Genomic DNA, 26,025 nt, shown 5'->3' with positions numbered 1-26,025 from the left:
CGCTGGCCGGGGCGGTAGCGGCGGCCGTCAGGAGGGGGCGGGACCGTCTCCGGGCACCAGCGATTGGGGCCGGTACTCCCATTTTGTCGATAATGCGACAGCGGTCCGGGTGGAGGCCACCCCGGCGGTTCGGTTCAACCGCAGGATCAGCTGCTCCAACTCGGCTATCGTGCCGACCCGCGCCTTGAGCAGAAACGACTCCACCCCGGCCATGAAGTAGCAGGACTCGATCTCCGGCATCGAACGGATCGCCGCCAGGACGTCGTCGGTGTCGCCGCCGGAGTCCTCCACGATGCCGATCAGGGCGGTGACGCCGAGGCCGACCGCCTCCGGTTCGACATCGGCCCGGTAGCCCCGGATCACGCCGGCCGCCTCGAGTTTGCCGACCCGTTCGTGCACGGCGGGCGCCGAGAGGCCGACCTGGCGGGCCAGCTCGGCGAAGGAGAGCCGGGCGTTGGCCCGCAGCAGGTCCACCAGCTTCAGGTCGATGGAGTCCACGGCCGGTAACCCTAACGCCGGTTCGGTCTGCGGCGGCGCCGCGGCCCCTCGATCGGCTGCGGCGGAGGTCCGTTCAGGGCGGAAATGCCGTCGCCGCCAGTAGGCGCAGGATAACACTTAAGCGCTTAAATGCCGCAAAAACGGCCTACGAACTTCCCACACAGTGCGTTTTCGCGTTTGCCGGACACGACACTCCCACGATGCTGTAATGACATCACGTTCCTAGCGAAGGCTCTGGCAGGCATGTGTCCGGGGGCGGTCTTTTCAGTCCGGGGGCTTCGTCGATGCGAGGAGGGGGCTGTGGACACTGGAGATCGTCTGCTGACGCCGGGCGAGGTGGCTGCGCTCTTCCGCGTCGATCCGAAGACTGTCACCCGCTGGGCCGCGGCCGGGCGGATCGGCAGCATCCGAACGCCCGGCGGACACCGCCGGTTCCGGGAGTCGGAGGTCCGGGCCCTGTTGGAGGGCGAGGGCATGCTCGACGAGGTCGACGACGGGATCGCCAACCGGCCGCGCAACGCCGGCCCGGCCACCCCGAGCGGCCCGGGACCGGCCAACGCCGGCAACGTCGGCCTGCACTGACGGTGAGCATGGCTGGCCCGGCCGGGGAAGACGGGGGCGGCGTCCGGGTTCAGTCCCGGTCCGCGGCCAGCTCACCCGACCAACGACGAAACAGCGAATGCGGTACGCCGAGCGCGTCGAGCACCTTGCCGGCCACGAAGTCGATCAGTTGCCGGGCGGTCGCCGACTGCCCGGCACCGTAGAAGCCGGGGCTGGCGGGCAGCACCACCGCACCCGCGTCGTAGAGGGCGATCAGGTGCTCCAGGTGCCCCCGGGTGACCGGGGTCTCCCGGGGCACCACGACGACCCGGCGGCGCTCCTTGAGGTTCACCTCGGCGGCCCGCTGCAACAGATCCTTCGACAGCCCGATCGAGATGCCGGCGCAGGCCGCCGTGCTGGCCGGCACCACCGCCATCCCGCGGGCCGGGTACGACCCGCTGCTCGGGCCGGCGGCCAGATCCCCCGCCGGCCAGTAGCGCAGGTCCGCCGCCGAGAGGTCCCGGTCGAGCCAGGCGGCGAGGTCGGCGCGCCAGTGCGCGTCCCGGAACGGCCGGCCGGTCTCGTCCAGGATCGTCAACCGGGCCGCCCGGGACACCACCAGGTCGACCGGCTGATCGGCGTCCAGTAGGCCGGCCAGCACGGCCGCCGCGTAGGGCGTACCCGATGCTCCGGAAACCCCGACCACCCACGGCCTTCGCATGCCTACAGCCTGCCTCAGCCGGCCGGGGCCGGCGGTGCCGGCCCGCCGGCTACGGTCGGACCGATCCGGACGCCGGGGACGGCACCGCCCAGAGCGGGCACATCTGGAATGCTGCAACTTGCAGGGGGCAGCCCAAGGGGAGGCGACGTCATGTCAGGCAACCCGTCGATGTTGCGGCTCGACTGTCCCATTCCGTCGCGGATCTCGCCGCACGCGGACGCGGTGGGCGACTGGCTGGTCGACTGGATCAGCGGATTCGACCTGCCGATGGACGCCAAGGCCCGCCGGCGACTGGCCCAGGGCGGCTTCGCCCGGTACGCCGGCCGGCTGTATCCGGACGCGTCCGCCGCCGACCTGCGGGCGATCGCCGCCATTTTCACCTGGTTCTTCCTCGTCGACGACGCCTGCGATGACCCGACCGGGCCGCGTCCACGCCAGGTCCGGGCGCTGCGGGACGGGGTGCTCCGGTTGCTGCGCCCCGGCGGCGGCCGGGCCGGACCGCCGGACGGTGAGACCGCCTTCACCGGGCCGCTGCGCCGGATGTTGCTGGATGTCTGGCGGAAGCCGCGCCGCCGGATGCCGGCGGCCTGGCAGGCCCGGTTCGCCGACGCGGTCGCCCACCATCTCGACGGCGTGCTGATCGAGGTGAGCAACCGGGCCGCCGGCCGGCAACCCACCGTCAGCGAGTACGTGACGCTGCGCCGGGCCACCTCGGCGGCCTACGTGTCGTACACGCTCATCGAGTTCGCCAGCGGGCTGCCGGTGCCGGACCCGGTCTACCATCATCCGGCCGTCCAGGCGGTCGCCGCGACCGGCAACGACCTGCTCTCCTGGTTCAACGACCTGATCTCGCTGCGGCGGGACGCGGCCAGTGCCTGCGGACACAACCTGGTGCTGGCCATCGCCCACGAGCGGGGGCTGCCGGTGGAGGAGGCCATCCAGGTGGCCGCCGACCGGTGGCAGCGGACCATGCACCGGTTCGTCGAGCTGCGGGCCGAGGTGCCGTCGTTCGGCGCGGCCATCGACGAGCCGCTGCGGCACCATCTGGACGGGGTCGCCAACTCGGTGCGCGGCACCATCGACTGGTCGTTGGAGAGCGGCCGGTACCGCACCGACGACGGGCCGAAACTGGCGGTCCCGCCGTACCCGCTCCCCACGGCGGCGGCCAGCGCGTCAGGGGCGTAGGTTCAGCCGGAGCACCAGGTCGAGCAGGGCGAAGGCGAACAGCGCGATCCCGACGAACCCGTTCGCGGTGAAGAAGGCCCGGTTCACCCGGGAGAGGTCGCCCGGGGTGACCACCACGTGCTGGTAGCCGAAGGCCACCGCGGTCAGCGCCAGCCCGATCCACCACGGCCAGCCGAGCCCGATGACCGCGCCGAACCACAGGAACAGCGCGAAGGTGACCACGTGCGCCACGGTCGAGGCGTGCAACGCGAACCGCAGGCCGTGCCGGGCCGGCACGCTGCGTACCCCGATCTGGCGGTCGACCTCGGCGTCCTGGCAGGCGTAGATCAGGTCGAAGCCGCCGATCCAGAGCCCGACCGCCGCACCCAGCAGCCAGGCCGGTCCGGAGCCGGCCAGGGTGCCGGTCACCGCCAGCCAGGCGCCGACCGGACCGACCGCCTGGGCCACCGCGAGCACCCCGTGCGGCCAGTCGGTGAACCGCTTCGCGTACGGGTAGAGCACCAGCGGGATCACCGCGAGCGGGGCCAGCATCAGGCAGAGCGGATTCAGCGCGGCGGCGGCGCCGAGGAACACCACAAGCGCGACCACCGCGCCGGTCCAGGCCGTCCGGACACTCACCGCCCCGGTCACCAGCTCCCGCCCGGCGGTACGCGGATTGCGCGCGTCGATCCGCCGGTCGATGATCCGGTTCGCCGCCATGGCGAAGGTGCGGGCGCCGACCATGGCGACGGTGACCAGCAGCAGGTCGACCCAGCGCACCCGCCCGCCGGCCACCCACATCGCGGCCAGCGCCGACAGGTACGCGAACGGCAGCGCGAAGACCGAGTGTTCGATGGCGACCAACCGCAGGAACGCCTTGACCCGGCCGGGTGCCGGCTCGACGGCGGTCATGAGAGGCCGTACTCCGCCCAGCGCTTGTCGACCAGCGACCGGATCTCCGGGGTCATCGTCATCGGCTCCGGCCAGCCCCGGGTGTAGCCCTCGGTGGGCAGCTTGCGGGTCGCGTCCACGCCCGCCTTGCCGCCCCAGAACTGCTGGTAGGAGGAGTGGTCCAGGTGGTCGACCGGCCCCTCGGTGAGCAGCAGGTCGCGGGAGTAGTCGACGTTGCCGAACGCCCGGAACGCCACCTCGGCGTAGTCGTGCACGTCGCAGTCCTCGTCGACGATCACGATCAGCTTGGTGAGCGACATCAGGTGCGCGCCCCAGATCGCGTTCATCACCTTCTGCGCGTGCTTCGGGTAGCGCTTGCGGATCGAGACGATCGCACAGTTGTGGAAGACCCCGGCGGCCGGCAGGTCGTAGTCGACGATGTCCGGGATCAGCAGCTTGAGCAGCGGCTGGAAGATCCGCTCGGTGGCCTTGCCGAGGCCGTGGTCCTCCTGCGGCGGCTGCGAGGTGATGATCGAGTGGTAGACCGGGTCGCGCTGCATGGTCATGCACTCGACGTGCAGCACCGGGAACGGCTCGACCGGGGTGTAGAAGCCGGTGTGGTCGCCGAACGGCCCCTCCGGCAGCCGCTCGCCGGGCTCCAGGTAGCCCTCCAGGACGATCTGGGCGCGGGCCGGGACCTGCAGCGGCACGGTCAGGCAGTCGACCATCTCGACCCGCTCACCGCGCAGGAAGCCGGCGAACAGGTATTCGTCGATGTCGCCGGGCAGCGGCGCGGAGGCGGCGTAGCTGACCACCGGGTCGCAGCCGATGGCGACGGCGACCGGCAGCCGTTCGCCGCGCCGCTCGGCGACCGCGTGGTGCGCGGTGGAGTCCTTGTGGATCTGCCAGTGCATGCCGAGCGTGTTCGCCGAGTGCTGCTGCAGGCGGTAGAGGCCGAGGTTGCGCTTGCCGGTCTCCGGGTGCTTGGTGTGGGTCAGCCCGTAGTTGTGGAAGATTCCGCCGTCGCCCGGCCAGACCTGCAGGCCGGGCAGCCGGTTCAGGTCGACGTCGGCGCCCCGGTAGACCACCTGCTGGCAGGGCGCCGTCCGGACCTTCTTCGGCGGTACGGACTTGAGCTGCAGCACCTTGCCCAGGCCCTCGCGGATCCCGGACCAGCCGACCGGCAGTTCCGGCTTGACCAGCGCGCCGATCCGGTCGCCGATCTCGTCGAGCCGCTCCACCCCCAGCGCCATCGCCATCCGCCGCTCGGTGCCGAACAGGTTTATCGCCACCGGCATCTCGCCCCGGGTGGGTCGTTCGAAGAGCAGCGCCGGGCCGCCCGCGCGGACGGTCCGGGTGACCACCTCGCTGATCTCCAGGGTCGGGTCGACCGGCACGGTCACCCGCCGGAGTTCACCGGCGGCCTCCAGCGCGGCGAGGAAATCCTTCAGATCGGGGTACGGAAACCCGGGTGCTGCCATGTCCGCCAGTCTGACCTACCGGGCCGTCGGGCTGCCAATGCGGGTGGCCGGCCCGATGTCGTTCCGGTTCAGTGCTGCTCGCGGGCCTGCTCGGCCTGGGCGTACTCGCGGGCCTCCCGCTCGGCCTCGGCGGCCGCCCGGCGCTCGGCCGGGGTGGTGCCCCGCCGGGCCGCCAGCCAGGCCCGGGTCAGCTCGAAGATGATCGGCAGCACGGAGACGAAGACGATGCCGATCAGGATGTACTCGATGTTGGCCTTGACGAACGGGATCTGGCCGAGGAAGTAGCCGAGCACGGTGACGCCGGTGCCCCAGAGGATGCCACCGACGACGTTGTAGACCACGAAGGTGCGGTAGTTCATCCGGCTGACGCCGGCCACGATCGGGGTGAAGGTCCGCACGATCGGCACGAACCGGGCCAGCACGATCGACCGGGCGCCGTACTTCTCGAAGAAGTCGTGCGCCTTGAGCAGGTTCTCCTGCTTGAACAGCTTCGAGTTGGGGCGCCGGAACAGCGCCGGCCCGACCTTGCGCCCGAACAGGTAGCCGACCTGGTCACCGGCGATCGCGGAGATGGTGATCAGCAGGCACACCAGCCACAGCGGGTAACGCAGGTACTGCCCGTCGGCGACCAGCAGACCCGTGGTGAACAGCAGCGAGTCGCCCGGCAGGAAGAAGCCGATCAGCAGGCCGGACTCGGCGAACACGATCGCCAGCACGCCGATCAGGCCGAACGTGGAGATCAGGAACTCCGGGTCCAGCCAGTCGGGGCCGAGGGCCTGAAGGGCGACGGGCGTCATCACGGGGCGGCCTCCGAAGGTCGCTAGCGAGAAACGGGGGCCGGCGCTCAACGCATCGGTACGGCCCGACAAGCAGTCTAGGGCCCGTACCTGAGAAGCCGCCGGCAGACTGCCGGCCCCGGCCATCGCCCCTGCGTACGCCGAGGGGCCGGCCCGTTGCCGGGCCGGCCCCTCGCGCGTCACTTATCGGGTGTGCCGCTCAGGCGGAGTAGCCGCGGTCGGCCATCCAGTCCGCCATCTCGTCGGCGGTGACCCAGTACTCACCCACCGGGTCGTACGGGTCGGCGATCTTCACGACACCGCCGCCATCGCGGTACCCCACGATCGTCAGGTAGTGCCCACCCTCGTACGCATGCACACCACCATCGACATCGGTCGCCGTGCCCTTGATGTTCGCCACCACCGCACGACCGGCATCCACCGCGGCCACCACATCAGCCGACAACCGCTCGGTCGCCGCCGCACTGGCCGACGGACCCTCAACCGTCACCGTCTTGTACACCCCACGACCATCCCGGTGCCGGTCGCCGCGCCGCTCATCACGCCCACGATCCCGATCCCGGTCGCCACGATCCCGACCACGATCCCGGTCGTCGCCGCGATCCCGGTCCCGGTCGTCATCCCGGCCCGCACCGCCACCATTGAGCACCCGGGTCACATCCTCAGCGGAATTCGTCCCCGCCTCGGTCGTACCCAACAGCTTCGCCACCTCATCCTGCGACGGCGCCGCACCAGCCGCCGTCAACGCGATCCGCGTCGCCGCCGGCCCACAGTAGTAATAGTTCTCCTGCTTACGGTACTCATACCGCACTTCCTTCACCCCAGCGTCACGCTGCTGCGCCGACGCCACCACCGGCGGCCGCTCCGGCGCCGCCTGCGCCGCCACCGGCGCCGCCACGATCCCACCAGCGAACGCCAGACCCGCGACACCCAACACCGCCCGCCGAGCCACCACACCAAAACGCTTCTCAGTCTGGAAAACAGTCATCAGACCCACACCTTCCATCCGGGGATGGACGACCACCCACACACCCACCGGCGCGCGGACCATCGCCAACGAAAGGAAAGAAGAAAACCAACGAAAGAAAAGCAGAGAAGAAGACGGCACGCCCGAGGGCGGGGGGCTCCTCAGGCGTACGCGAGATATAACCGGCCCGGCCCGCCCAGCATTCCGCCGAACCCGACCCCCACCCACCCGATCATGGCCCGACGCCGACGCATCCGGCGCCGCACCGGACAGCTCAGTCCAGACCGCCGTAGGAGTGCAGGCCCTCGAAGAAGATGTTCACGCCGAACAGGTTCATCATCATCGTGAGGAACCCGACAATCGCGATCCAGGCCACCACCGACCGCTTGACGGCCGGGGTCGCCCGGGCGTGCAGATAGCCGGCGTACACCACCCAGGAGATGAACGCCCAGGTCTCCTTCGGGTCCCAGCCCCACGGTCGGCCCCAGGCGGCCTCGGCCCAGATCGCCCCGGCGATGACGCCGAAGGTGAAGAGCGGGAAGGCGAAGGCGTGCAGCCCGAAGGTCAGCCGCTCCAGCGCGCCGGCCGACGGCGCCCACTGGCCGAGCAGGTACGGGAACCCCCGCCGGCCCTGCTCGTAGCCGGACCGGATCAGGAACAGCACCGCCGGGACGACGCCGAGCAGCAGGATGCCGGAGGCGGCGATCACGGTCGAGACGTGGATGATGAACCAGTACGAGTCGAGCGCCGGCACCAGCGGCACGATCGGGGTGTAGAGCACCTCGCCGGCCACCCCGAGCAGCAGCACCATGGTGAGGGTGACGAAGAGCCCCAGCCGGCGGAACTCCGGCCGGCGCAGGCGCAGCAGCAGCCAGCCGGCGATCCCCACGAAGGTCACCGAGAGCACGAACTCGTACATGTTGCCCCACGGCATGCGCTCGGCGGCCACCCCCCGGGTGACCAGCACCGCCAGGTGCACAAGCGCCGCGAAAACGGTGCCGACCAGGGCCGCCAGCCCGGCGTACGCCGCCACCCGGGCCGGGTCAGCGGACCGGGCACCTCGGCCGTCCGACGGGTCGTCGGGTCCCGGCCCGCCGGGAGCCACCCGGTCCAGGTCGGTGTCGCCGGCGCCCCCGACCCCGGCGCCGACCAGTTGCCGGGGCGGACTTGCCGTCACCCGGGCGGCGATGCCCCGGCCGCTGAGCGCGGCGTCGACGGCGTGGCAGATCATCGCGACCAGGTAGCCCAGGATCGCCACAACCAGGAGCTGGTCGGAGAGTTCGGCCATCAGTCGGTCCCTTCCGGCTGCCCGGCGCCCCGGGACGCCTCCGGCGCCGCACCGGTGCGCTCCCGCACCGCCTCGACAAGATCGCGGAACTCCGTGCCGAAGCCCGCATGGTCGGTACGCGGCAGCCCACCCACCTCGATCAAGCTACTACCGGCCGTCGTGGATGTCCCGGCTGGGGTCTCCCCCGGCGGCACCCGGAACCAGACCCGGCGGCGCCGGACGACCAGGGAGAGCATCAGGCCGGCGAGCATGGTGCCGGAGCCGACCAGCAGGATCAGCGTGCCCGGGTCGTACCGGACGGAGATGGTGATGTACCGCCGGGTGCCGAGAAACTCGACGGTGGTGCCGTCGTCGAGCGTCCAGGTCTCGCCGGGGCGCAGCAGCTTGGCGTCGCCGACCTGGTTGAGTTGGCCGGTCCGCACCTGCCGCGGGTCGAGGCGGTACACCGAGCCCGGTATGCCCGCGTCCAGGCCCAGGTTGCCCCGGTACGGGATCAGCAGCAGGCCGGGTGACCGCTCGGCCGGATATTCGGACCGCACGTACGGCGGCTCGGCCGGCGCGGTGGGCAGGTAGAGCCCTTCGAACGCCACCTGCAGGTCCGGGTTGCGTTCGCCGGTCACCGGGTCGACGTTGACGTCCGGGAAGATCGCCACTCCCTCGCCGGTCAGGGTGGCGTCGGCGGTCAGGAACGGCTCCGCGGTGGTCTGTGCCCGCCCGTTGCGGTCGGTGTAGCGGATCTCCGGGGCGTACCCGTGCCCGAGCAGGTAGACGTTCGCCCCGGCCAGCCGCAGCGGCGAGTTCACCGAGAAGTCCTCGCTGCGCGGCGCACCGCCGTCTTCGTCCACCAGCACGGTGGCGTTGAACGACGACGGCTGCCCGGACTCCAGGAAGGTCGCCTCGAAGTCGGTCAGTTCCAGGCAGAACGGCGGCAGGTCGGCGGCGTCGACCCGCGGGCCGAGGCCGGACTCGCTGTACTGCTGCAGCGTGTTGCAGAACGCCTTGTCCGCGCCGGCCACCAGCAGCCGGTTGCCGTGCCAGCCGTACCAGGAGCCGAGCGCCACCCCGACCAGCACGGCGATGAGCGAGAAGTGGAAGAGCAGGTTGCCGGTCTCCTTGAGGTAGCCCTTCTCGGCGGCGACCACGCCGTCGGTGACCGACACCCGCCAGCGGCGGCGGCGCAGCAGCGCCGCGATCTCGCCGGTGAGCTGGGCCGGGTCGGCGGAGCCGGCCGGCGCGGGCAGCGTGGCGTGCTGGGGCAGCCGGTCCAGCCGCTTCGGTGCCGCCGGCGGGCGGGACCGCAGCGCCCGGAGGTGGTCGCGCAGCCGGGGCACGATGCAGCCGGCCAGCGAGGTGAAGAGCAGGACGTAGATCGCGGAGAACCACGGGGAGGCGAAGACCTCGAACGCGCCCAGCCGGTCCAGCACCGGGGCCAGGTCCGGGTGGGCGACGAAGTAGTCGTTGACGTCCTCGATGTTGACGTCGCGCTGCGGCAGCACCGAGCCCGGGATCGCCGCGACCGCGAGCAGGAAGAGCAGAATCAACGCGGTACGCATGCTGGTGAGCTGCCGCCAGGAGTTGCGCAGCAGGGCCAGCAGCGGATGGGGCCGCCGGGGCGGCCGCACCGGTGGCCGCTCGACCCGGTCCTCGACGGCCGTCATCAGATCACCACTTCGGTGGCGCCGATGGCCGGTTGCAGCCAGGCCAGGAAGCTCTGCCAGGCCCCGCTGACCAGGGCCAGACCGACCAGGATGAGCAGCGCACCGCCGAGCCGGGTGACCCAGCGACTGTTGCGGCGGACCGCCCGGAAGACGCCGAGCAGCCGCTCGAAGGCCAGCCCGAAGACCACGAACGGCAGCCCGAGGCCGAGACAGTAGGCGACCGCGAGCAGCACCGCCCGGTCGGTCTTTCCGCTCACCGTGGCCATCATCAGCACCGCGCCCAGGGTCGGGCCGACGCAGGGCATCCAGGAGAGCGCGAAGGTCGCCCCGAAGACCGGCGCCCCGAGCAGGCCGGCGGCGGGCAGCCGGCGGATCCGGAACTCGCGGGCCATCCCCGGGACCAGCCCGAGGAACGCCAGTCCGAGCACGATGACCAGCAGGCCGGCGCCGATCTCCAACGGCCGGCGGTGGGTGAACAGGACCCGGCCGATGGTGGAGAAGAAGATCGCGGTGAGGGTGAAGACGACGGTGAAGCCGGCCACGAAGAGCAGCGTGCCGGCCAGCACCCGGCCGCGTACCGCCGGCTGGTCCGGTCGTTCGGCGACCGCGACGGCGCCGCCGCCGGCCGGCGCACTCCCGCCCGCGACGGCGACGCCGGCCGTTCCGCCACCGACAGCGACGCCGGCCGTCCCGCCGGCGACAGCGACGCCGCCGGCCGTTCCGGTGCCGGCAGCGTCGGCACTGTCGTCGGCCGGCGGACCCCCGCCGACCGCGGCCGTTTCGGTACCGGTCGCGGGCGGTGCGGCGCGGGCCACGTCGAGTTGGCTGCCGGCCAGGCCGGTCACGTACGACAGGTAGCCGGGCACCAGCGGCAGGATGCACGGGGAGAGGAAGCTGACCAGCCCGGCCAGCGCCGCCGCGCCGAACGCCAGCAGCAGCGGGCCGCCCCGGGCCAGCTCGGCGAACGCCTCACCCATCAGCCCGGCCCGTCCGGCGCCGGTGACTCCCCGGCGACCCGGGCCACGAGCGGCTCCAGGGTCTCCTGGCGGATCGGCGACCGGATCATTACCGCGATCCGGCCGTCCCGGTCCAGCACGACGGTGGCCGGGATGCTGTTCACCGGGACCTCGAAGTCGAGGGCCAGCCGGCTACCCGGGTCGAAGAGGCTGGGGTAGCTGACCCGGTTCTCCTCGAACGCGCGGGCCTTGTCCCGGCTGTCCTGGATGTTGATGCCGAGGAAGCGCACTCCCGATTCGCGGGTCGCCTGGTAGGTGTTCTCCAGGTCCTCGGCCTCGGCCCGGCACGGGGCACACCAGGAACCCCAGAAGTTGACCACCACCACCTGGCCCCGGTCCTGCCGCAGGTCGTAGCTGGTGCCGTCGAGCAGCTCACCGGCCACCTCGGGCGCGGCGGGCCGGTCGGCGGCGGCGCACTCGATCACGCCCTCGGGGGTGGTCTCGCAGGCCTCCTGCCAGCCGCCGTCGGTGCAGCCGGCCAGCGCCAGCGCCGTCGCGACCGTGACGATCGCGGCGGCGGCCCGCCCAGCCGCGGTACGGCGCATCAGGCCCCCTTGGCCGTCCGGGCGCCCGGCGACAGGGCCACCAGATGGGCGGCCGGCTCGCTGTATCCGATGCCGACCACCTTCGCCCCGTCGAAGTGGAACGAGGTCAGGCTCGCCAGTCCGCATTCGCGGCGTCGTGGGTCGTGCCAGAGCCGCTTGCGTTCGACGTGCCGGCGCAGCGTCCAGATCGGGAGCTGGTGCGAGACGCAGACCGCCTCCCGCCCCTCGGCGGCCACCCGCGCGGCGTGCAACGCGGCGAACATCCGGCCGGCGATGACCGTGTACGCCTCACCCCACGACGGGGTGACCGGGTCGCGCAGCACCCACCAGTTGCGCGGATCGCGGAACGACCCGTCGCCCGGCGACACCCGCTTGCCCTCGAACCAGTTGGCGCTCTCGATCAGGCGCTCGTCCACCCCGACCTGGAGCCCGAACTGGGCGGCGAACGGCTCGGCCGTCTGCTGCGCCCGTTCCAGCGGGCTGGCCACCACGTAGGCGATGTCGCGGTCGGCGAGCGACTCGGCCGCCGCCTTGGCCATCTGGACGCCGAGTTCGGAGAGGCGGAAGCCGGGCAGCCGGCCGTACAGGATCTTCTCGGGGTTGTGGACCTCGCCGTGCCGCAGCACGTGCACCACCGTGTTGCTCATCGCGTCGACCCCCCGTTCGCCGCCGCGGCGCGGGCCGCCACGGGTAGCGCCGCCGCCAGCACCTCCAGCGCGGCGTCGTCCAGTGCGGCCGAGACGAACCACGCCTCGAACGCGCTCGGCGGCAGGTAGACCCCGCCGGCCAGCATGGCGTGGAAGAACGCCCGGTACGCGGCCACGTCCTGACCCCGGGCGGTGTCGTAGTCGACCACGTCGGCGTCGGTGAAGAAGATCGAGAACATGTTGCCGGCGGTGGAGAGCCGGTGCGGCACGCCCTCGGCGGCCAGCGCCTTGGTCGCGAGCTCCTGGACCGTCCCGGCAGTGGCATCCAGCCGCCGGTAGAGCGCGTCATCGGCCAGCCGCAGGGTGGCCAGGCCGGCGGCGCAGGCCAGTGGGTTTCCCGACAGCGTGCCGGCCTGGTAGACCGGGCCGGCCGGGGCGAGCCGGGCCATGATCTCCGCCCGGCCGCCGAACGCCGCGGCCGGCAGCCCGCCACCCATCACCTTGCCGTAGGTGTAGAGGTCGGCGTCGACCGGCGACAGTCCGGCCCAGCCGGAGCGGGAGACCCGGAAGCCGGTCATCACCTCGTCGAGGATGAGCAGCGCCCCGTGGGCGTGGGCGATCCGGGCCAGGGCCTCGTTGAAGCCGTCCCGGGGGGCGACCACGCCCATGTTGCCGGCCGCCGCCTCGGTGATGACCGCGGCGATCGCGTCGCCCTCGGCGGCGAAGGCCGCCTCCACGGCGGCGACGTCGTTGTACGGCAGCACGATGGTGTCGCCGGCCGCCGCACCGGTCACGCCGGGCGAGTCGGGCAGGCCGAGGGTGGCCACCCCGGAGCCGGCGGCGGCCAGCAGCGCGTCCACGTGGCCGTGGTAGCAGCCGGCGAACTTCACGATCTTGGAGCGGCCGGTGACGCCCCGGGCCAGCCGGATGGCCGACATGGTCGCCTCGGTCCCGGAGTTGACCAGGCGTACCTGCTCGACCGGGGTGCGGGCGACGATCTCCTCGGCCAGGTCGACCTCGCCGGCGGTGGGCGTACCGAAGCTGGTGCCGTGGGCGGCGGCGGCCTGGACGGCCGCGACCACCTCGGGGTGCGCGTGCCCGAGCAGCAGTGGCCCCCAGGAGCAGACCAGGTCGACGTAGCGTCGCCCGTCGGCGTCGTGCAGCCACGGCCCGGCGCCCCGGACCATGAACCTCGGTGTCCCGCCGACCGACTGGAAGGCGCGCACGGGAGAGTTCACCCCGCCCGGCGTCAGGGCTCGGGCGCGGGCGAAGAGGGCCTCGGAGGCCGGCGCGTCGGCCGGGTATCGGTCGGTGCCGGCGGCATACGTCTCGGTCACGGTAGGCGCCATTGTGTCAGCGCACTCCGGACCCCGGCCAGCGACCCCGGACCGGGTAACCGGGCTCACCCTCCTTCGGGCCGCTCACCGGGCCGCGCCTCCTAGATCGCGATAGGCTGGCCCGGTGGAGCGTGCGGAGCTGACGATCGGGGCGCAGCGGACGGCGGAGGAGCTGGTCCTCACCCTCACCGGCGAGATCGACATGCTCACCGCCAGCCGACTCGCCAGCACGGTCAACGAGGCCCTCGCCGACGCGCCGCCGCGAATCGTGCTGGACCTGGCCGGGGTGACCTTCTGCGACTCCCAGGGCCTCGGCACCCTCGTGGTGCTCAGCCGCAAGGCCAGCCACGCCCAGAGCCTGCTGGTGCTGACGAACGTCGGCGACTTCCTGCTCCGGGTGCTGGACATCACCGGCCTCCGGTCCGCCCTGATGATCCGCAACGAACAGGGCACCACCAGCTGACCCCGTCACCCACGCCCACCCTCACCGCGACCGCACGAGGTGAACACCAGTTACCCTACGATGCAGTTTTAGGGTAACTGGTGTTCACCTCGTGCACTAAGTGATCTCGACTTCACCGCCCGCAATCGCGGCCAGGGACCCGACGGCCGCGCCAATCACCTCGGGGTAGTCGGTGGTCAACTCCAACAGGGCGCTTTCGTCGAGGCTGTGCCCGAGTTCGGCGGCCTGGCTCAGCAACAGCGCCCCGACTCCGCGTACGCGAAGCGGATGATCTCGATGACCCGCGCGCCGCCACCAGCGGGCAGTTGCAGTGCGTTGCTCTCGTCAGGATGGGGGCCCGGTCGGTCAACCGCTCCCGGAACCGCACCGGAGCGAGCCCGATCTCGGCCAGCCGGGCGTAGGTTCCACCCGGCCCGGTGTCCGTGTAACTGATCGCCGTGCCCTGTGTCACGTCCAGCGGGAGGAAGGACGTCGCGAGCTGAACGGGCCGACCGTCCACCTCAAGGCGGCGTGCCCTACTGAGCACCGGCGCCCCTGGTTCGACGCCCAACTCCGCCGATACGAAGTCCGGCGCCGGCACCTCGCCGACGATCACGTCCACCGCTCGGGGCCGTACCCCGGTGTCGTGGTCCTGGATCGCGCGGCCACTCGCCCACCAGTCACGGCTCAACCTGCCCGGTGAGGAACGTCTGAGCCGCTGGAAGCGCCGGACGTAGGTGCCCGCACCCTGGCGGGTGACCACGAGCCCCTCCCCGCGCAGCACGTTCACCGCGCTGTGCACGACGGCGGTTGTCACGCCGAAGCGGTCGGCCAGTTCCGGCAGCGAGGGCATCCGGTCGCCCTCGGCCATCTCGCCGGTGAGGATGGCGAGCCGCAGCTCATCCGCCACCCGCTGGTACGCCGGCACACCCACCACTGGACAGCCCTCTCGCTAGCGATCGCCGCTCCCGTTATGGCTGGCGACTTTACGCGTACGAACACCGGCGGGATGGTGCGCGACGGCGTCATCGGTCCGGGCCGAGGTCAGCCGGTGGTGCCCCAGCGGGCCTGTTCGAGCAGTTCGATGGCGCGGTCGCGGGCGGTCGGGTCGTCGGAGCGGAGCAGGGCGGTGGCCGCGTCCACCGCCTCGGTCATCGCCCGCCACCGCTCGTCGCGCTCCCGGACCAGGTCGGACTGGGCGGCGAGCTGGCGGCTCTTCGTCCAGAGCTCGACGAAGACGGAGACCTTGGCCCGCAGCACCCAGGGGTCGAACGGCTTGGTCAGGTAGTCGACCGCGCCGACCGCGTAGCCGCGGAGCGCGAGCTGGGCGTCGCGGTCCGCGGCGGTGAGGAAGATGATCGGTACGTGCCGCGTCCGCTCCCGCCGCTTGATGTGGCTCGCCGTCTCGAACCCGTCCATCTCCGGCATCTGGGCGTCCAGCAGGATCACCGCGAAGTCGTCGACGAGCAGCTGCTTGAGCGCGGCCTCGCCGCTCTCCACCGCCACCGACTGCACCGGCAACCCCTGCAGGATCGCCTCCAGCGCCATCAGGTTCTCCCGCCGGTCGTCGACCAGCAGGGCCCGGGCCACCTCGCTCACGATGACCCCGTTCCGGTACGCCGTCCGCCGCCGCGCTCGATCACTTGCCGATCTCCCGTCCGCTGCCGTTGACCCACGAGGCCATCAGTCCGATCAGCTCGTCCAGGTCGACCGGCTTGGTGATGTAGTCGCTGGCCCCGGCGGCCAGCGCCGACTCCTGATCGCCCGGCATCGCCTTGGCGGTCAGGAACACCACCGGCAGGTCGGCGAACCGGTGATTGCGGCGGATGGCCCGCGTCGTCTCGTACCCGTCCTGGTCGGGCATCATCGCATCCATCAGCACGATGTCGACCTCCGGGTGCTCGGCGAGCAGCCGGACCCCGTCGGCCCCGTTGTCCGAGTAGAGCACCGTCATGCCGTGCAGCTCCAACGCGCTGGTGAGCGCGAAGACGTTCCGCACGTCGTCGTCGATGATCAGCACGGTGGCACCGTCGAGTTGGCGGGTGGTCGGGGCGACCGGCCGCTCCCCCTCGGGCTCGCGCAGCAGCGGCGGCAGGTTGCCCCGCAGCGGCGGCGCCGGCACCGGCACCGGCGCCACCACCGCCTCGGGGGTCAGCACGTCGGGTACGAAGAGGGTGAAGGTCGATCCCTGGCCGGGCGCCGACGAGACGGTGATCGTGCCACCGATCAACCCGGCCAGGTCGCGGCTGATCGACAGGCCCAGACCGGTGCCGCCGTACCGGCGGCTGGTGGTGCCGTCGGCCTGCTGGAACGCCTCGAAGATCAGGGACAGTTTGTCGTCGGAGATGCCGATCCCGGTGTCGATCACGGTGAACGCCACCACCCGGCGGGCGCTGGCCAGCGCCGGGGTGTCGAAGTAGGCGCTCTCGTGAGCCGGGGCGATCCGCAGCGTCACCGCGCCCTCGTCGGTGAACTTGACCGCGTTCGACAGCAGGTTGCGCAGGATCTGCTGCAGCCGCTGCGAGTCGGTGACGAGCGTCTCCGGCAGGTCCTTGGAGATCTTCACCTGGAAGTCCAGGCCCTGCTCCTCGGCCTGCGGCGCGAACGCCTGCTCGACGTACTCGCGGATCTCGGCGAACCGCACCTCGGTCGGCTCGACGTCCATCCGGCCCGCCTCGATCTTGGACAGGTCGAGGATGTCGTCGATGAGCGACAGCAGGTCCGACCCGGCGCTGTGGATGGTGCGGGCGAACTCGATCTGCTTCTCGGTCAGGTTCTGCTCCGAGTTGTCGGCCAGCAGCCGGGCCAGCAGCAGCAGCGAGTTGAGTGGCGTACGCAGCTCGTGGCTCATGTTGGCGAGGAACTCCGACTTGTACGCCGATGCCCGGGCCAGCTGCTGTGCCTTCTCCTCCAGACCGATCCGGGCCATCTCGATCTCCCGGTTCTTGGTCTCGATGTTGCCCTTCTGCTCGGAGAGCAGTTGCGCCTTGTCCTCCAGCTCGGCGTTGGTGCGCTGCAGCTCGGCGGACTGTTCCTGCAGCTCGTGCGCGAGCCGCTGGGACTGGGCCAGCAGCTCCTCGGTGCGCCGGTTGGCCTGGATGGTGTTGACCGCGATGCCGATGGTGAGCACCAGCCGGTCCAGGAAGCTCAGGTGCAGCTGGGAGAAGGCGTCCACGCTGGCGAACTCGATGACCCCGAGCAGTTCACCCTCGAAGAGGACCGGCACCACGACGTGGTCGTTGGGTGTCATGTCCAGCAGCCCGGACCGCAGCGTGAGGGCGCCGGACGGCCCGGCGCCGACCCGGATCGGCCGGCGGGAGAGCGCGGCCTGCCCGACCAGTCCTTCGCCGGGGCCGAAGGTCACGTCGTGGTAGCGGGCCACGTAGCCGTACGACGCGGTCAGCCGCAGCCGCATCACCGCCTCGTCGTTGTCGGCCAGGAAGAAGGCGCCGAGCTGGGCGTCGACGAGCGGGGTCACCTCCATCATGATCATGCGGCAGACCTCGCCCAGGTCCCGCTGGCCCTGCAGCAGGCCGCTGATCCGGGCCAGGTTGGAGTCGAGCCAGCCCTGCTCGGCGTTCTTCTTGGTGGTCTCCCGCAGGGTGACGATCATCTGGTTGATGTTGTCCTTCAGCTCGGCGACCTCGCCCTGCGCCTTGACGGTGATCCGCTGGGTCAGGTCGCCCCGGGTGACCGAGGTGGAGACCCGGGCGATCGCCCGCAGCTGGGTGGTGAGCGTGGAGGCGAGCTGGTTGACGTTCTCGGTGAGGTCCCGCCAGGTGCCGGAGACCCCCTTCACCTGGGCCTGACCGCCGAGCTTGCCCTCGATGCCGACCTCCCGGCCGACCCGGGTGACCTCGTCGGCGAACGACGAGAGCTGGTCGACCATGGTGTTGATGGTGTCCTTCAGCTCCAGGATCTCGCCCTGCGCGTCGACCGTGATCTTCTGCGACAGGTCGCCCCGGGCCACCGCCGTGGTTACCGAGGCGATGTTGCGGACCTGGGAGGTCAGGTTCGACGCCATCGAATTCACGTTCCCGGTCAGGTCCTGCCAGGTGCCGGAGACCCCCTTCACCTGGGCCTGACCGCCGAGCTTGCCCTCCGTGCCCACCTCCCGCGCCACCCGGGAGACCTCGTCGGCGAACGACGACAGCTGGTCCACCATCGTGTTCACCGTCGACTTCAACTCCAGGATCTCACCCTGCGCGTCGACGGTGATCTTCTGCGACAGGTCGCCGTTGGCGACCGCGGTCGAGACCTGGGCGATGTTGCGGACCTGCGAGGTCAGGTTCGACGCCATCGAGTTCACGTTCCCGGTGAGGTCGCGCCAGGTGCCGGCCACGCCGCGGACCTGCGCCTGACCGCCGAGCTTGCCCTCGGTGCCCACCTCGCGGGCCACCCGGGTCACCTCGTCGGCGAACGACGACAGCTGGTCCACCATCGTGTTCACCGTCGACTTCAACTCCAGGATCTCGCCCCGCGCATCAACGGTGATCTTCTGCGACAGGTCGCCCTTCGCCACCGCCGTGGTGACCGAGGCGATGTTGCGGACCTGGGCGGTCAGGTTCGACGCCATCGAATTCACGTTGTCGGTGAGGTCCCGCCAGGTGCCGGAGACCCCGCGCACCTGGGCCTGACCGCCCAACTTGCCCTCGGTGCCCACCTCCCGCGCCACCCGGGTCACCTCGTCGGCGAACGACGACAGCTGGTCCACCATCGTGTTCACCGTCGACTTCAACTCCAGGATCTCGCCCCGCGCATCAACGGTGATCTTCTGCGACAGATCGCCCTTCGCCACCGCGGTGGAGACCTGGGAGATGTTGCGGACCTGGGAGGTCAGGTTGCCGGCGAGCTGGTTGACGTTCTCGGTGAGGTCCCGCCAGGTGCCGGAGACCCCACGGACCTGGGCCTGGCCGCCGAGCTTGCCCTCGATGCCGACCTCGCGGGCCACCCGGGTCACCTCGTCGGCGAACGACGAGAGCTGGTCGACCATGGTGTTGACGGTGTCCTTGAGCTCCAGGATCTCGCCCTGCGCCGCCACCGTGATCTTCTGACTGAGGTCGCCCCGGGCCACCGCGGTGGAGACCTGGGCGATGTTGCGGACCTGGGCGGTCAGGTTCGACGCCATCGAGTTGACGCTGTCGGTCAGGTCCTTCCAGGTCCCGGCCACGTTCGGCACGTCGGCCTGGCCGCCGAGCTTGCCCTCGGTGCCGACCTCGCGGGCCACCCGGGTCACCTGCTCGGCGAAGAGCCGCAGGGTGTCGGTGAGCGCGTTGAAGGTGTGCGCCAGCTCGGCCACCTCGCCCCGGGCCGAGACGGTGATCTTCTGGCTCAGGTCGCCGCGGGACACCGCGGTGGCCACCTGGGAGATCGAGCGCACCTGGTGGGTCAGGTTCGACGCCATCGTGTTCACCGAGTCGGTGAGGTCCCGCCAGGTGCCGGCCACCCCGCGTACGTCCGCCTGACCGCCCAGCTCGCCCTCGATGCCCACCTCGCGGGCCACCCGGGTCACCTCGTTGGAGAACGAGGAGAGCTGGTCGACCATGGTGTTGACGGTGCGACCGATGCGCAGGAACTCGCCGCGCAGCGGCCGGCCGTCCATCTCCAGGGCCATGTGCTGGGAGAGGTCGCCGTCGGCCACCGCCATGATCACCCGGGCGATCTCGGTGGTCGGCCGACCGAGATCGTCGATCAGCGAGTTGATGGCCCGCTGACCCTCCGCCCAGGCCCCGTCGAGCCCCTCCTCGTCCAGCCGCTCGGTGAGCCGGCCGTCCCGGCCGACGATCCGGCTGATCTTGCGTACGTCGAGGCTCTGCCGTTCCTGCAGGGCCACGACCTCGTTGAAGGCGTCGGCGGCCTCACCGGCGATCCCGGAACGACGCGGCAGCCGAACCTTGAGATCACCCCGGCTGACCCGCCGGAGCGCCTCGGTGAGCTCACCCAGCGCGACCGCTTCGTCTGAGGCGGACCGGTCGACGGTGGCGGTCTGTTTCGCCGTGGTCATCGTTCCTCGCTCAACTCGGGGAGGGTGGGCGGACGCGGGTCGCCGGCAGCCTGCCGGGTACCCGCACCTCATCATTGTCCCTGCTTCCCGCCGAGTGCCAGCACTGCGCGGTGGCCGGCTTGGCACCGGCCCCGGCTTGCGGGGAGGATACGAAGCGTGTCAGCGGAAGCCGGCGACGCGTTTTCCAGCGGCGCAGATGAGCACATCCGTCGGGTTCGGCTGCCCGCGGACCGGCGAACACCGGCCGCCGCCCGGGCGCTGGTGCGCTCGGTGCTGGCCGAAGCGCACCTCGACGAACTCCTGAACGAGGCGTTGCTGCTGACCACGGAGCTTTCCACGAACGCCGTGGAGCACGCCCGCACCGAACTGGACATCGAAGTCATAGCGGATGATATTGGTCTGACCGTCACGGTTTCCGACTTCGCCGCCGGCCCGATCGACAATGTGGCGGCCGGCCCCCGCAACAATCTGACGAACATCTCCGAGGTCTCCGAGCGCGGTCGCGGCCTGCTCCTGGTCGACCACTTCTCCAGCCGGTGGGGCACCACCCACCTGCCCACCGGGAAGGGGGTCTGGTTCCGGCTCGACCGCAAACATCCGCCCGCCGGGGTCCGAGGGACTCAGGCGACCGGCGGGGGTACGGGTGGTCCGGCCGGGACGCCGGGGTTGCCGACCGGCGGCGGCGCGAACGGCGGCCCGGCGCCGAGCGCGGGGGCGATGAGCGCGCTGATGCAGACCGCGCCCGACCCGTACGCCGACGACCCGCTGCCCAACTTCGCGGCGGACCTGCTGGTCCGGGTCGGTGACATGGTCGGCGCGGCCGGCGGCGCGGTCCGGCTGGACCGCGGCGACGGCTTCGGCACCCAACTGCTCGCCCGGTACGGACGGCAACCCCGACCCGGTGACGAACTGCTCCGGGTGCCGCTCGCGGTGAACCGGCCGTACGCCGGCGAGTTGGAACTCGACGCCGCCCCGTCCGGCTACGCCCGGCCGCTGGCCGCGCTGATGGCGGAACGGTTGTCGCTGCACCTGGAGAACGACCGACTCCGCCGTGCCGACCTGCGCCGGCAGACCTGGCTGACCTTCCTCGCCGAGGCGAGTGAGTTGCTGGCCCAGTCGCTGGACGTCGACCTGACCATGGCACTGATCCCGCAGCTCGTGGTGCCCCGGTTGGGCCAGTGGTGCGCCGTGCACATCACCGACGAGTGGGGCCGCCTGCGGTTGGCGTCGGCCATCCACGCCGACGAGGCGGTGCTGCCGAAGCTGCACGAGGTGCTGCGGGAACACGGTTCCGACTCGGTGCTGACCCGGCTGCGGGAGGCGTCCCGGACCGGCTCCCAGGTGCCGATCGGCCCGCCGCTGGACGGGTTCGCCGTACCGCTGGTGGCGCGCGGGCAGCCGCTGGGCACGCTGGCCGTCGGCCGTCACCTGCGGCACCGCCACGACCCGGACGAGGTGGCGGTGCTGGAGGACGTCGCCCGGCGGGCCGCGCTGGCCATCGACAACGCCCGGATCCACGACGAGCGCCGCCGGGTGGCCCGCACCCTGCAGCAGTCGCTGCTGCCGCCGGCCCTGCCGGCGGTGGACGGGATCGGCTTCGCCGCCGAGTACGTGCCGACCGGCGACGCCGCCGACGTCGGCGGCGACTTCTACGACGTCCTGCCGTTGCCGGACGGCCGCTGGCTGGTGGTGGTGGGCGACGTCTCCGGCAAGGGCGTCCAGGCCGCGACGGTGACCGGCCTGGTCCGGGATGTGATCCGGGTGCTGGTACGCGACGGCAAACCGCTGCCGGAGGCGCTGGCCCGGCTGAACGAGACGCTCTGCGAACGCGGCGGCGGCCGGTACTGCACGCTCGCCCTGGCCGCGGTCGGCCGCGGCCGCGACGGGCGGCTCGACGTCTCGCTGCACCTGGCCGGACACGACCGGCCGGTGCTGGTCCAGGGCGACGGGCGGGCCTCGTTCGTCGGCACCGGCGGCACGGCGCTCGGGTTGCTGGACTCGATCGCCGCCCCGTCGTCGCAGGTGCCGTTGGGTCCCGGCGACTCGCTCGTCTTCTACACCGACGGAGTGACCGAGCGGCGGCGCGGCCGGGAACTGTTCGGCACCGAGCGGCTGCGCGACGCTGCGGCCCCGCTCGCCGGCTACTCGGCGGACGTGGTGGCCGCCCGGCTGCGGTCGACGGCGATCGGCTTCTCGGTCGAGTCCCCCCGCGACGACATCGCGATCCTGGTGCTACGCAACGAACACGCGGCCTGAGCCGGCCAGCGGGCCGCCGACCAAGCGGCGAGCCGGCCACCGGCGCCAACCAAGCGGCCTGAGCCGGCCAGCGGGCCGCCGACGAAGCGGCGAGAGCCGGTCACAGCCGGCCGCCGACCAGGTGGGAGCCGGGCCAGGGACCGCCGGTGAAATGGCGAGAGCCGGCTAGAGACCGCCGGTGAAGCGGCCGGGGGCGAGGCGGCGGGCCGGGTCGAAGCGTTCCTTGATCCGGTGCAGCAGTGGCAGGTCGGGCAGCTCGCCCCAGAGGTCGATGGCCCGCCGCACCGCCGGTGGGGCGGTGAGCACGACGCACCGGCCGTCGCGGGCGAGCAGCACGGTCCGGACCGCCGCCAGGATCGCGGCGACCCGGTCCGGCGGGGTGCCGCCCGGCAGTGCCGCGTGCACCACGCCCAGGCCGGCCGAGCCGCGCACCGGCACGGGCGCCCCGACCGCGTCCCGCAGCGCGTAGACCGCGGCGTGCAGGTGGTCGTTCGGGACCAGCAGCCGCAACCCCACCTCGCCCGGGCCGAACGGATAGCGCCGCCACCACACCGGTGGCACGGTGGCGACGTCAGGGTCGCCGCCGAGCAGGTTGGACAACCGCGCCGTCCGCTCGGCCACGTCCGCCGGGCCGCCCTCCAGCAGCACCACCAGCCGACCGAACGCGGAGCCGGCCCGGGCGGGCAGCACCGGGCGGATCGGCGCTCCCGGCGTGGCGCCCGGCAGGTCCACCTCGATCGCGGCCGGCGCCAGCCCGGCGGTCAGGATCTCGCCAAGCAGGTCGTGCACCTCAAGTGGGGTCCAGACCGGCCGGGAGACCCAGATCCGGCTGGCCGGTACGGGCTGCACCCGCAGCGTCGCCGACAGCAGCACCCCGAGCGCCCCCTGCGAGCCGCAGAGCAGCCGGGTCAGGTCATCGACGGCGGGACCATCCGAACCCGGCCCGCCGTCGGCCGAAACCGGCCCGCTGTCCTCCGGTTTGGCGCCGCCGGCCAACGTCGGCCCGGTGCCGCCGGCCGGAGCCGGCGCGGCATCGCCGCCTGCCGGCCGGCTGGCCCGGTGCAGTACGCCGGCGCCGTCCAGGTAGCTGACCTCGATCAGCTGCTCGCACGGGCCACCGTGCCGGTAGCGCAGCGGCCCCGCCTCGTCGGCCGCCAGCACGCCGCCGACGGTGGCGCCGGTCGACGGCGCGTCGAGCGGCAACCGGCGACCGGTGCGCTCCAGGACGGCCTGCACCGCCCGCACCGGCGTGCCGGCGCCGACCTCGGCGTACGGTTCGCCGGCCGGTTGGTGCCAGACGCCGGCCAGCCGGCCGGTGTCCAGCACGATGTCCAGGTGGGACGGGGGCGCACCCCAATCGATCTTGGTGCCGGCGCCGCGTGGCACCACCGACAGCTCGTAGTCGGCGGCGACCCGCAGCACGGCCGCCACCGCCTCGACCGTGCCTGGTACCGCCACCCAGCGGGCCGACGCCCCGGCCACCCCGTCGGCCGCGCCGGCCGGCCGGGCGAAGTCCTCCCCGCAGATGCCGGCCAGGCGGCGTGCCACCTGGCCACCCCACGACGGATGTGCCATTCGAATATCCCCCACGACAGTCATCGTACAGGTGTTCTAATCTTTGCCAATGCCCCCGGTCCGGCGGTGGGAGCCGGGCGGTAACGTGACCGGGTGACCACTGACACGCCCGTCTCCGCCCCGATCGCCAAGCGGGTTCCCACCGAGCGCACCCACCACGGTGACACCGTCACCGACGAGTACGCCTGGTTGGCCAAGAAGGACGATCCGGAGACCATCGCGTACCTGACGGCGGAGAACGAGTGGACCGAGGCGAGCACCGCCCACCTGGCGTCGCTGCGGGAGACCCTCTTCACCGAGATCCGGGACCGCACCCAGGAGACCGACCTGTCGGTGCCGGTCCGCAAGGGTGGCCACTGGTACTACACCCGCACGGTCGAGGGGCAGCAGTACGGCATCCACTGCCGGCGGGCGATCCGCGACGGCGAGACCGACCCGCCGATCCCGACCGACGGCGCTCCGCTGGACGGCGAGGAGATCCTGCTCGACGGCAACGTGCTCGGCGAGGGTCACGAGTTCTTCGCGCTGGGCACCTTCGACGTCAGCCCGGACGGCCGGCGGTTGGCCTACTCGACCGACTTCAGCGGCGACGAGCGGTTCACCCTGCGGGTGAAGGACCTGCAGACCGGTGAACTGCTCGGTGACGAGGTCCCGGACGTCTTCTACGGCAGCGCCTGGTCGGCCGACGGGTCCAGCCTGTTCTATCTGACGGTCGACGAGGCGTGGCGGCCGTACCGGGTGTGGCGGCACCAGGTGGGCAGCCCGTCGAGCGACGATGTGACCGTCTACGAGGAGACCGACGAGCGGTTCTGGGTGGGCGTGGAGCTGACCCGGTCGGAGAAGTTCATCGTCATCGAGTCGCACAGCAAGATCACGAGCGAGGTCCGGGTCATCCCGGCCGGCAACCCGACCGGGGAGCCGGCGGTCATCGCGCCCCGCCGGCAGGGCGTCGAGTACTCCATCGAGCACCACGGCCACCGGTTCCTGGTGCTGCACAACGACGGCGCGGAGGACTTCGCGCTGGCGTACACGTCGGCGGACCGGCCGGGCGACTGGGTGCCGATGATCGAGCACTCGCCCGGGACCCGGCTGGAGTCGGTCGACGCCTTCGCCAACCACGTGGTGGTGCAACTGCGCACCGACGGGCTGACCGGGGTACGGGTACTGACCGCCGGTTCGACCGACGCGTACGACATCGATTTCCCGGAGCCGATCTACAGCGTCGGCCTGGACTCGAATCCGGAGTACCAGACCAACACCGTCCGGTTGCGCTACACCTCGCTCGTCACCCCGGATTCGGTGTACGACTACGACCTGGTGACCCGGGAGCTGGTGCTGCGCAAGCGCAAGCCGGTGCTGGGCGGTTACGACCCGGCCGGCTACGAGCAGCACCGGGGCTGGGCGCTGGCCGACGACGGGACCCGGGTGCCGATCTCGCTGGTCTGCCGGGCCGGCACCCCTCGGGACGGCTCCGCGCCGTGCCTGATCTACGGCTACGGCTCGTACGAGATCAGCATGGACCCGTGGTTCTCGGTGGCCCGGCTCTCGCTGCTGGACCGTGGGGTGATCTTCGCGGTGGCACACGTGCGGGGCGGCGGTGAGCTGGGCCGGCACTGGTACACCGACGGAAAGATGCTGGCCAAGAAGAACACCTTCACCGACTTCGTGGCGGTCGCCCGACACCTGGTGAAGACCAACTGGACGGCGGCGGACCGGCTGGTTGCCCGGGGTGGCTCGGCCGGCGGTCTGCTGATGGGAGCGGTGGCCAACCTGGCGCCGGACGCCTTCGCCGGCATCGTGGCGCAGGTGCCGTTCGTGGACGCACTCAACACCATCCTGGACCCGTCGCTGCCGCTGACCGTCACCGAGTGGGAGGAGTGGGGCAACCCGCTGGCCGATCCCGAGGTGTACGCGTACATGAAGTCCTACGGTCCGTACGAGAACGTCGCGGACCACGACTATCCGGCCATCCTCGCGGTGACCAGCCTGAACGACGCCCGGGTGCTCTACCACGAGCCGGCCAAGTGGATCGCCAAGTTGCGGGCCGTGGCGCCGGGCGGGACCTACCTGCTCAAGACCGAGATGGGTGCCGGGCACGGCGGGCCGAGCGGCCGGTACGACTCCTGGCGGGAGGAGGCGTTCGTGAACGCCTGGATCCTGGACCGTTTCACGGGGTAATCAGTTAAGAACCTTGCCAG

General features: G+C 71.7%; 21 protein-coding genes. 5 read left to right on the top strand and 16 right to left on the bottom strand.

The features are described from left to right. Window positions 1-27: 27 nt before the first annotated feature. Complete coding sequence (locus O7627_RS01200) at window positions 28-498, bottom strand: Lrp/AsnC family transcriptional regulator (RefSeq protein WP_278091643.1); 471 nt, start codon at window positions 496-498, stop codon at window positions 28-30. Window positions 499-798: 300 nt separating this feature from the next. On the opposite strand from O7627_RS01200, the gene O7627_RS01195 reads away from it, so the two are divergent. After that, window positions 799-1,080, top strand: coding sequence for a BldC family transcriptional regulator (locus O7627_RS01195; RefSeq protein ID WP_278091642.1), 282 nt, complete (start codon window positions 799-801; stop codon window positions 1,078-1,080). A gap of 49 nt (window positions 1,081-1,129) precedes the next feature. On the opposite strand, the gene O7627_RS01190 is transcribed toward O7627_RS01195, so the two are convergent. Continuing rightward, window positions 1,130-1,759 (bottom strand): UbiX family flavin prenyltransferase, encoded by a 630-nt coding sequence (locus O7627_RS01190; protein WP_278091641.1) that lies wholly within the window; start codon window positions 1,757-1,759, stop codon window positions 1,130-1,132. A 150-nt stretch (window positions 1,760-1,909) separates the two neighbouring features. Between O7627_RS01190 and O7627_RS01185 the strand changes: the two genes are divergently transcribed. Continuing rightward, the gene (locus tag O7627_RS01185; protein ID WP_278091640.1) at window positions 1,910-2,944 is read left to right on the top strand and encodes a terpene synthase; all 1,035 of its coding nucleotides are present in this window, start codon (window positions 1,910-1,912) and stop codon (window positions 2,942-2,944) included. Here O7627_RS01185 and mqnP read toward each other — a convergent pair. From mqnP to hemL, 10 genes are all read right to left on the bottom strand, one after another. Next, window positions 2,933-3,835 (bottom strand): menaquinone biosynthesis prenyltransferase MqnP, encoded by a 903-nt coding sequence (gene mqnP, locus O7627_RS01180; RefSeq protein ID WP_278091639.1) that lies wholly within the window; start codon window positions 3,833-3,835, stop codon window positions 2,933-2,935. The two genes, O7627_RS01185 and mqnP, sit on opposite strands and share 12 nt — an antisense overlap. Then, complete coding sequence (locus O7627_RS01175; RefSeq protein WP_278091638.1) at window positions 3,832-5,295, bottom strand: menaquinone biosynthesis decarboxylase; 1,464 nt, start codon at window positions 5,293-5,295, stop codon at window positions 3,832-3,834. Before O7627_RS01175 ends, mqnP begins: the two co-directional genes overlap by 4 nt. 68 nt (window positions 5,296-5,363) lie before the next feature. Then, window positions 5,364-6,092: a VTT domain-containing protein gene (locus O7627_RS01170; protein ID WP_278091637.1), complete on the bottom strand. Its 729-nt coding sequence runs from the start codon at window positions 6,090-6,092 to the stop codon at window positions 5,364-5,366. A gap of 199 nt (window positions 6,093-6,291) precedes the next feature. Continuing rightward, window positions 6,292-7,143 carry a C39 family peptidase gene (locus O7627_RS01165; protein ID WP_278091636.1) on the bottom strand — a complete coding sequence of 284 codons (852 nt, stop codon included), beginning with the start codon at window positions 7,141-7,143 and terminating at the stop codon, window positions 6,292-6,294. Window positions 7,144-7,333: 190 nt separating this feature from the next. Next, the gene (gene ccsB, locus O7627_RS01160; RefSeq protein WP_278091635.1) at window positions 7,334-8,347 is read right to left on the bottom strand and encodes a c-type cytochrome biogenesis protein CcsB; all 1,014 of its coding nucleotides are present in this window, start codon (window positions 8,345-8,347) and stop codon (window positions 7,334-7,336) included. Continuing rightward, window positions 8,347-10,005 carry a cytochrome c biogenesis protein ResB gene (locus tag O7627_RS01155; RefSeq protein ID WP_278091634.1) on the bottom strand — a complete coding sequence of 553 codons (1,659 nt, stop codon included), beginning with the start codon at window positions 10,003-10,005 and terminating at the stop codon, window positions 8,347-8,349. Before O7627_RS01155 ends, ccsB begins: the two co-directional genes overlap by 1 nt. Continuing rightward, a complete protein-coding gene (locus O7627_RS01150) occupies window positions 10,005-10,982 on the bottom strand; it encodes a cytochrome c biogenesis CcdA family protein (RefSeq protein WP_278091633.1) in 978 nt (325 codons plus the stop codon). Before O7627_RS01150 ends, O7627_RS01155 begins: the two co-directional genes overlap by 1 nt. Continuing rightward, window positions 10,982-11,566 carry a TlpA disulfide reductase family protein gene (locus O7627_RS01145; RefSeq protein ID WP_278091632.1) on the bottom strand — a complete coding sequence of 195 codons (585 nt, stop codon included), beginning with the start codon at window positions 11,564-11,566 and terminating at the stop codon, window positions 10,982-10,984. Before O7627_RS01145 ends, O7627_RS01150 begins: the two co-directional genes overlap by 1 nt. Beyond that, the gene (locus O7627_RS01140) at window positions 11,566-12,213 is read right to left on the bottom strand and encodes a histidine phosphatase family protein (RefSeq protein WP_278091631.1); all 648 of its coding nucleotides are present in this window, start codon (window positions 12,211-12,213) and stop codon (window positions 11,566-11,568) included. Before O7627_RS01140 ends, O7627_RS01145 begins: the two co-directional genes overlap by 1 nt. Further along, on the bottom strand, window positions 12,210-13,550 hold the full coding sequence (hemL, locus tag O7627_RS01135) for a glutamate-1-semialdehyde 2,1-aminomutase (protein WP_278091630.1): 1,341 nt from the start codon (window positions 13,548-13,550) through the stop codon (window positions 12,210-12,212). Before hemL ends, O7627_RS01140 begins: the two co-directional genes overlap by 4 nt. 124 nt (window positions 13,551-13,674) lie before the next feature. Here hemL and O7627_RS01130 point away from each other — a divergent pair, with 124 nt between their 5' ends. Further along, complete coding sequence (locus O7627_RS01130; RefSeq protein WP_278091629.1) at window positions 13,675-14,013, top strand: STAS domain-containing protein; 339 nt, start codon at window positions 13,675-13,677, stop codon at window positions 14,011-14,013. 96 nt (window positions 14,014-14,109) lie between these two features. Here the strand turns inward: O7627_RS01130 and O7627_RS01125 are convergent, their stop codons facing one another. The 3 genes from O7627_RS01125 to O7627_RS01115 form a co-directional block, all read right to left on the bottom strand. Next, window positions 14,110-14,250, bottom strand: coding sequence for a hypothetical protein (locus O7627_RS01125; RefSeq protein WP_278091628.1), 141 nt, complete (start codon window positions 14,248-14,250; stop codon window positions 14,110-14,112). 786 nt (window positions 14,251-15,036) lie between these two features. Next, entirely contained in the window at window positions 15,037-15,591 is a 555-nt protein-coding gene (locus O7627_RS01120) for a response regulator (protein WP_278091627.1), read from the bottom strand. 40 nt (window positions 15,592-15,631) lie between these two features. Continuing rightward, window positions 15,632-19,996, bottom strand: a complete 4,365-nt coding sequence (locus O7627_RS01115; RefSeq protein ID WP_278091626.1) for a HAMP domain-containing protein — start codon at window positions 19,994-19,996, stop codon at window positions 15,632-15,634. 156 nt (window positions 19,997-20,152) lie between these two features. Between O7627_RS01115 and O7627_RS01110 the strand changes: the two genes are divergently transcribed. After that, window positions 20,153-22,252: a SpoIIE family protein phosphatase gene (locus O7627_RS01110; protein WP_278091625.1), complete on the top strand. Its 2,100-nt coding sequence runs from the start codon at window positions 20,153-20,155 to the stop codon at window positions 22,250-22,252. A gap of 165 nt (window positions 22,253-22,417) precedes the next feature. Here O7627_RS01110 and O7627_RS01105 read toward each other — a convergent pair whose 3' ends face one another. Continuing rightward, entirely contained in the window at window positions 22,418-23,827 is a 1,410-nt protein-coding gene (locus O7627_RS01105; protein ID WP_278091624.1) for an FAD-binding oxidoreductase, read from the bottom strand. A 93-nt stretch (window positions 23,828-23,920) separates the two neighbouring features. Here O7627_RS01105 and O7627_RS01100 point away from each other — a divergent pair, with 93 nt between their 5' ends. Then, window positions 23,921-26,005 carry a S9 family peptidase gene (locus O7627_RS01100; RefSeq protein ID WP_278091623.1) on the top strand — a complete coding sequence of 695 codons (2,085 nt, stop codon included), beginning with the start codon at window positions 23,921-23,923 and terminating at the stop codon, window positions 26,003-26,005. Window positions 26,006-26,025 lie beyond the last annotated feature (20 nt).

Source organism: Solwaraspora sp. WMMD1047 (genome assembly GCF_029626155.1).
In the GTDB taxonomy this organism is placed as follows: domain Bacteria; phylum Actinomycetota; class Actinomycetes; order Mycobacteriales; family Micromonosporaceae; genus WMMD1047.
This window is presented reverse-complemented; position numbering and strand designations above follow the sequence as displayed.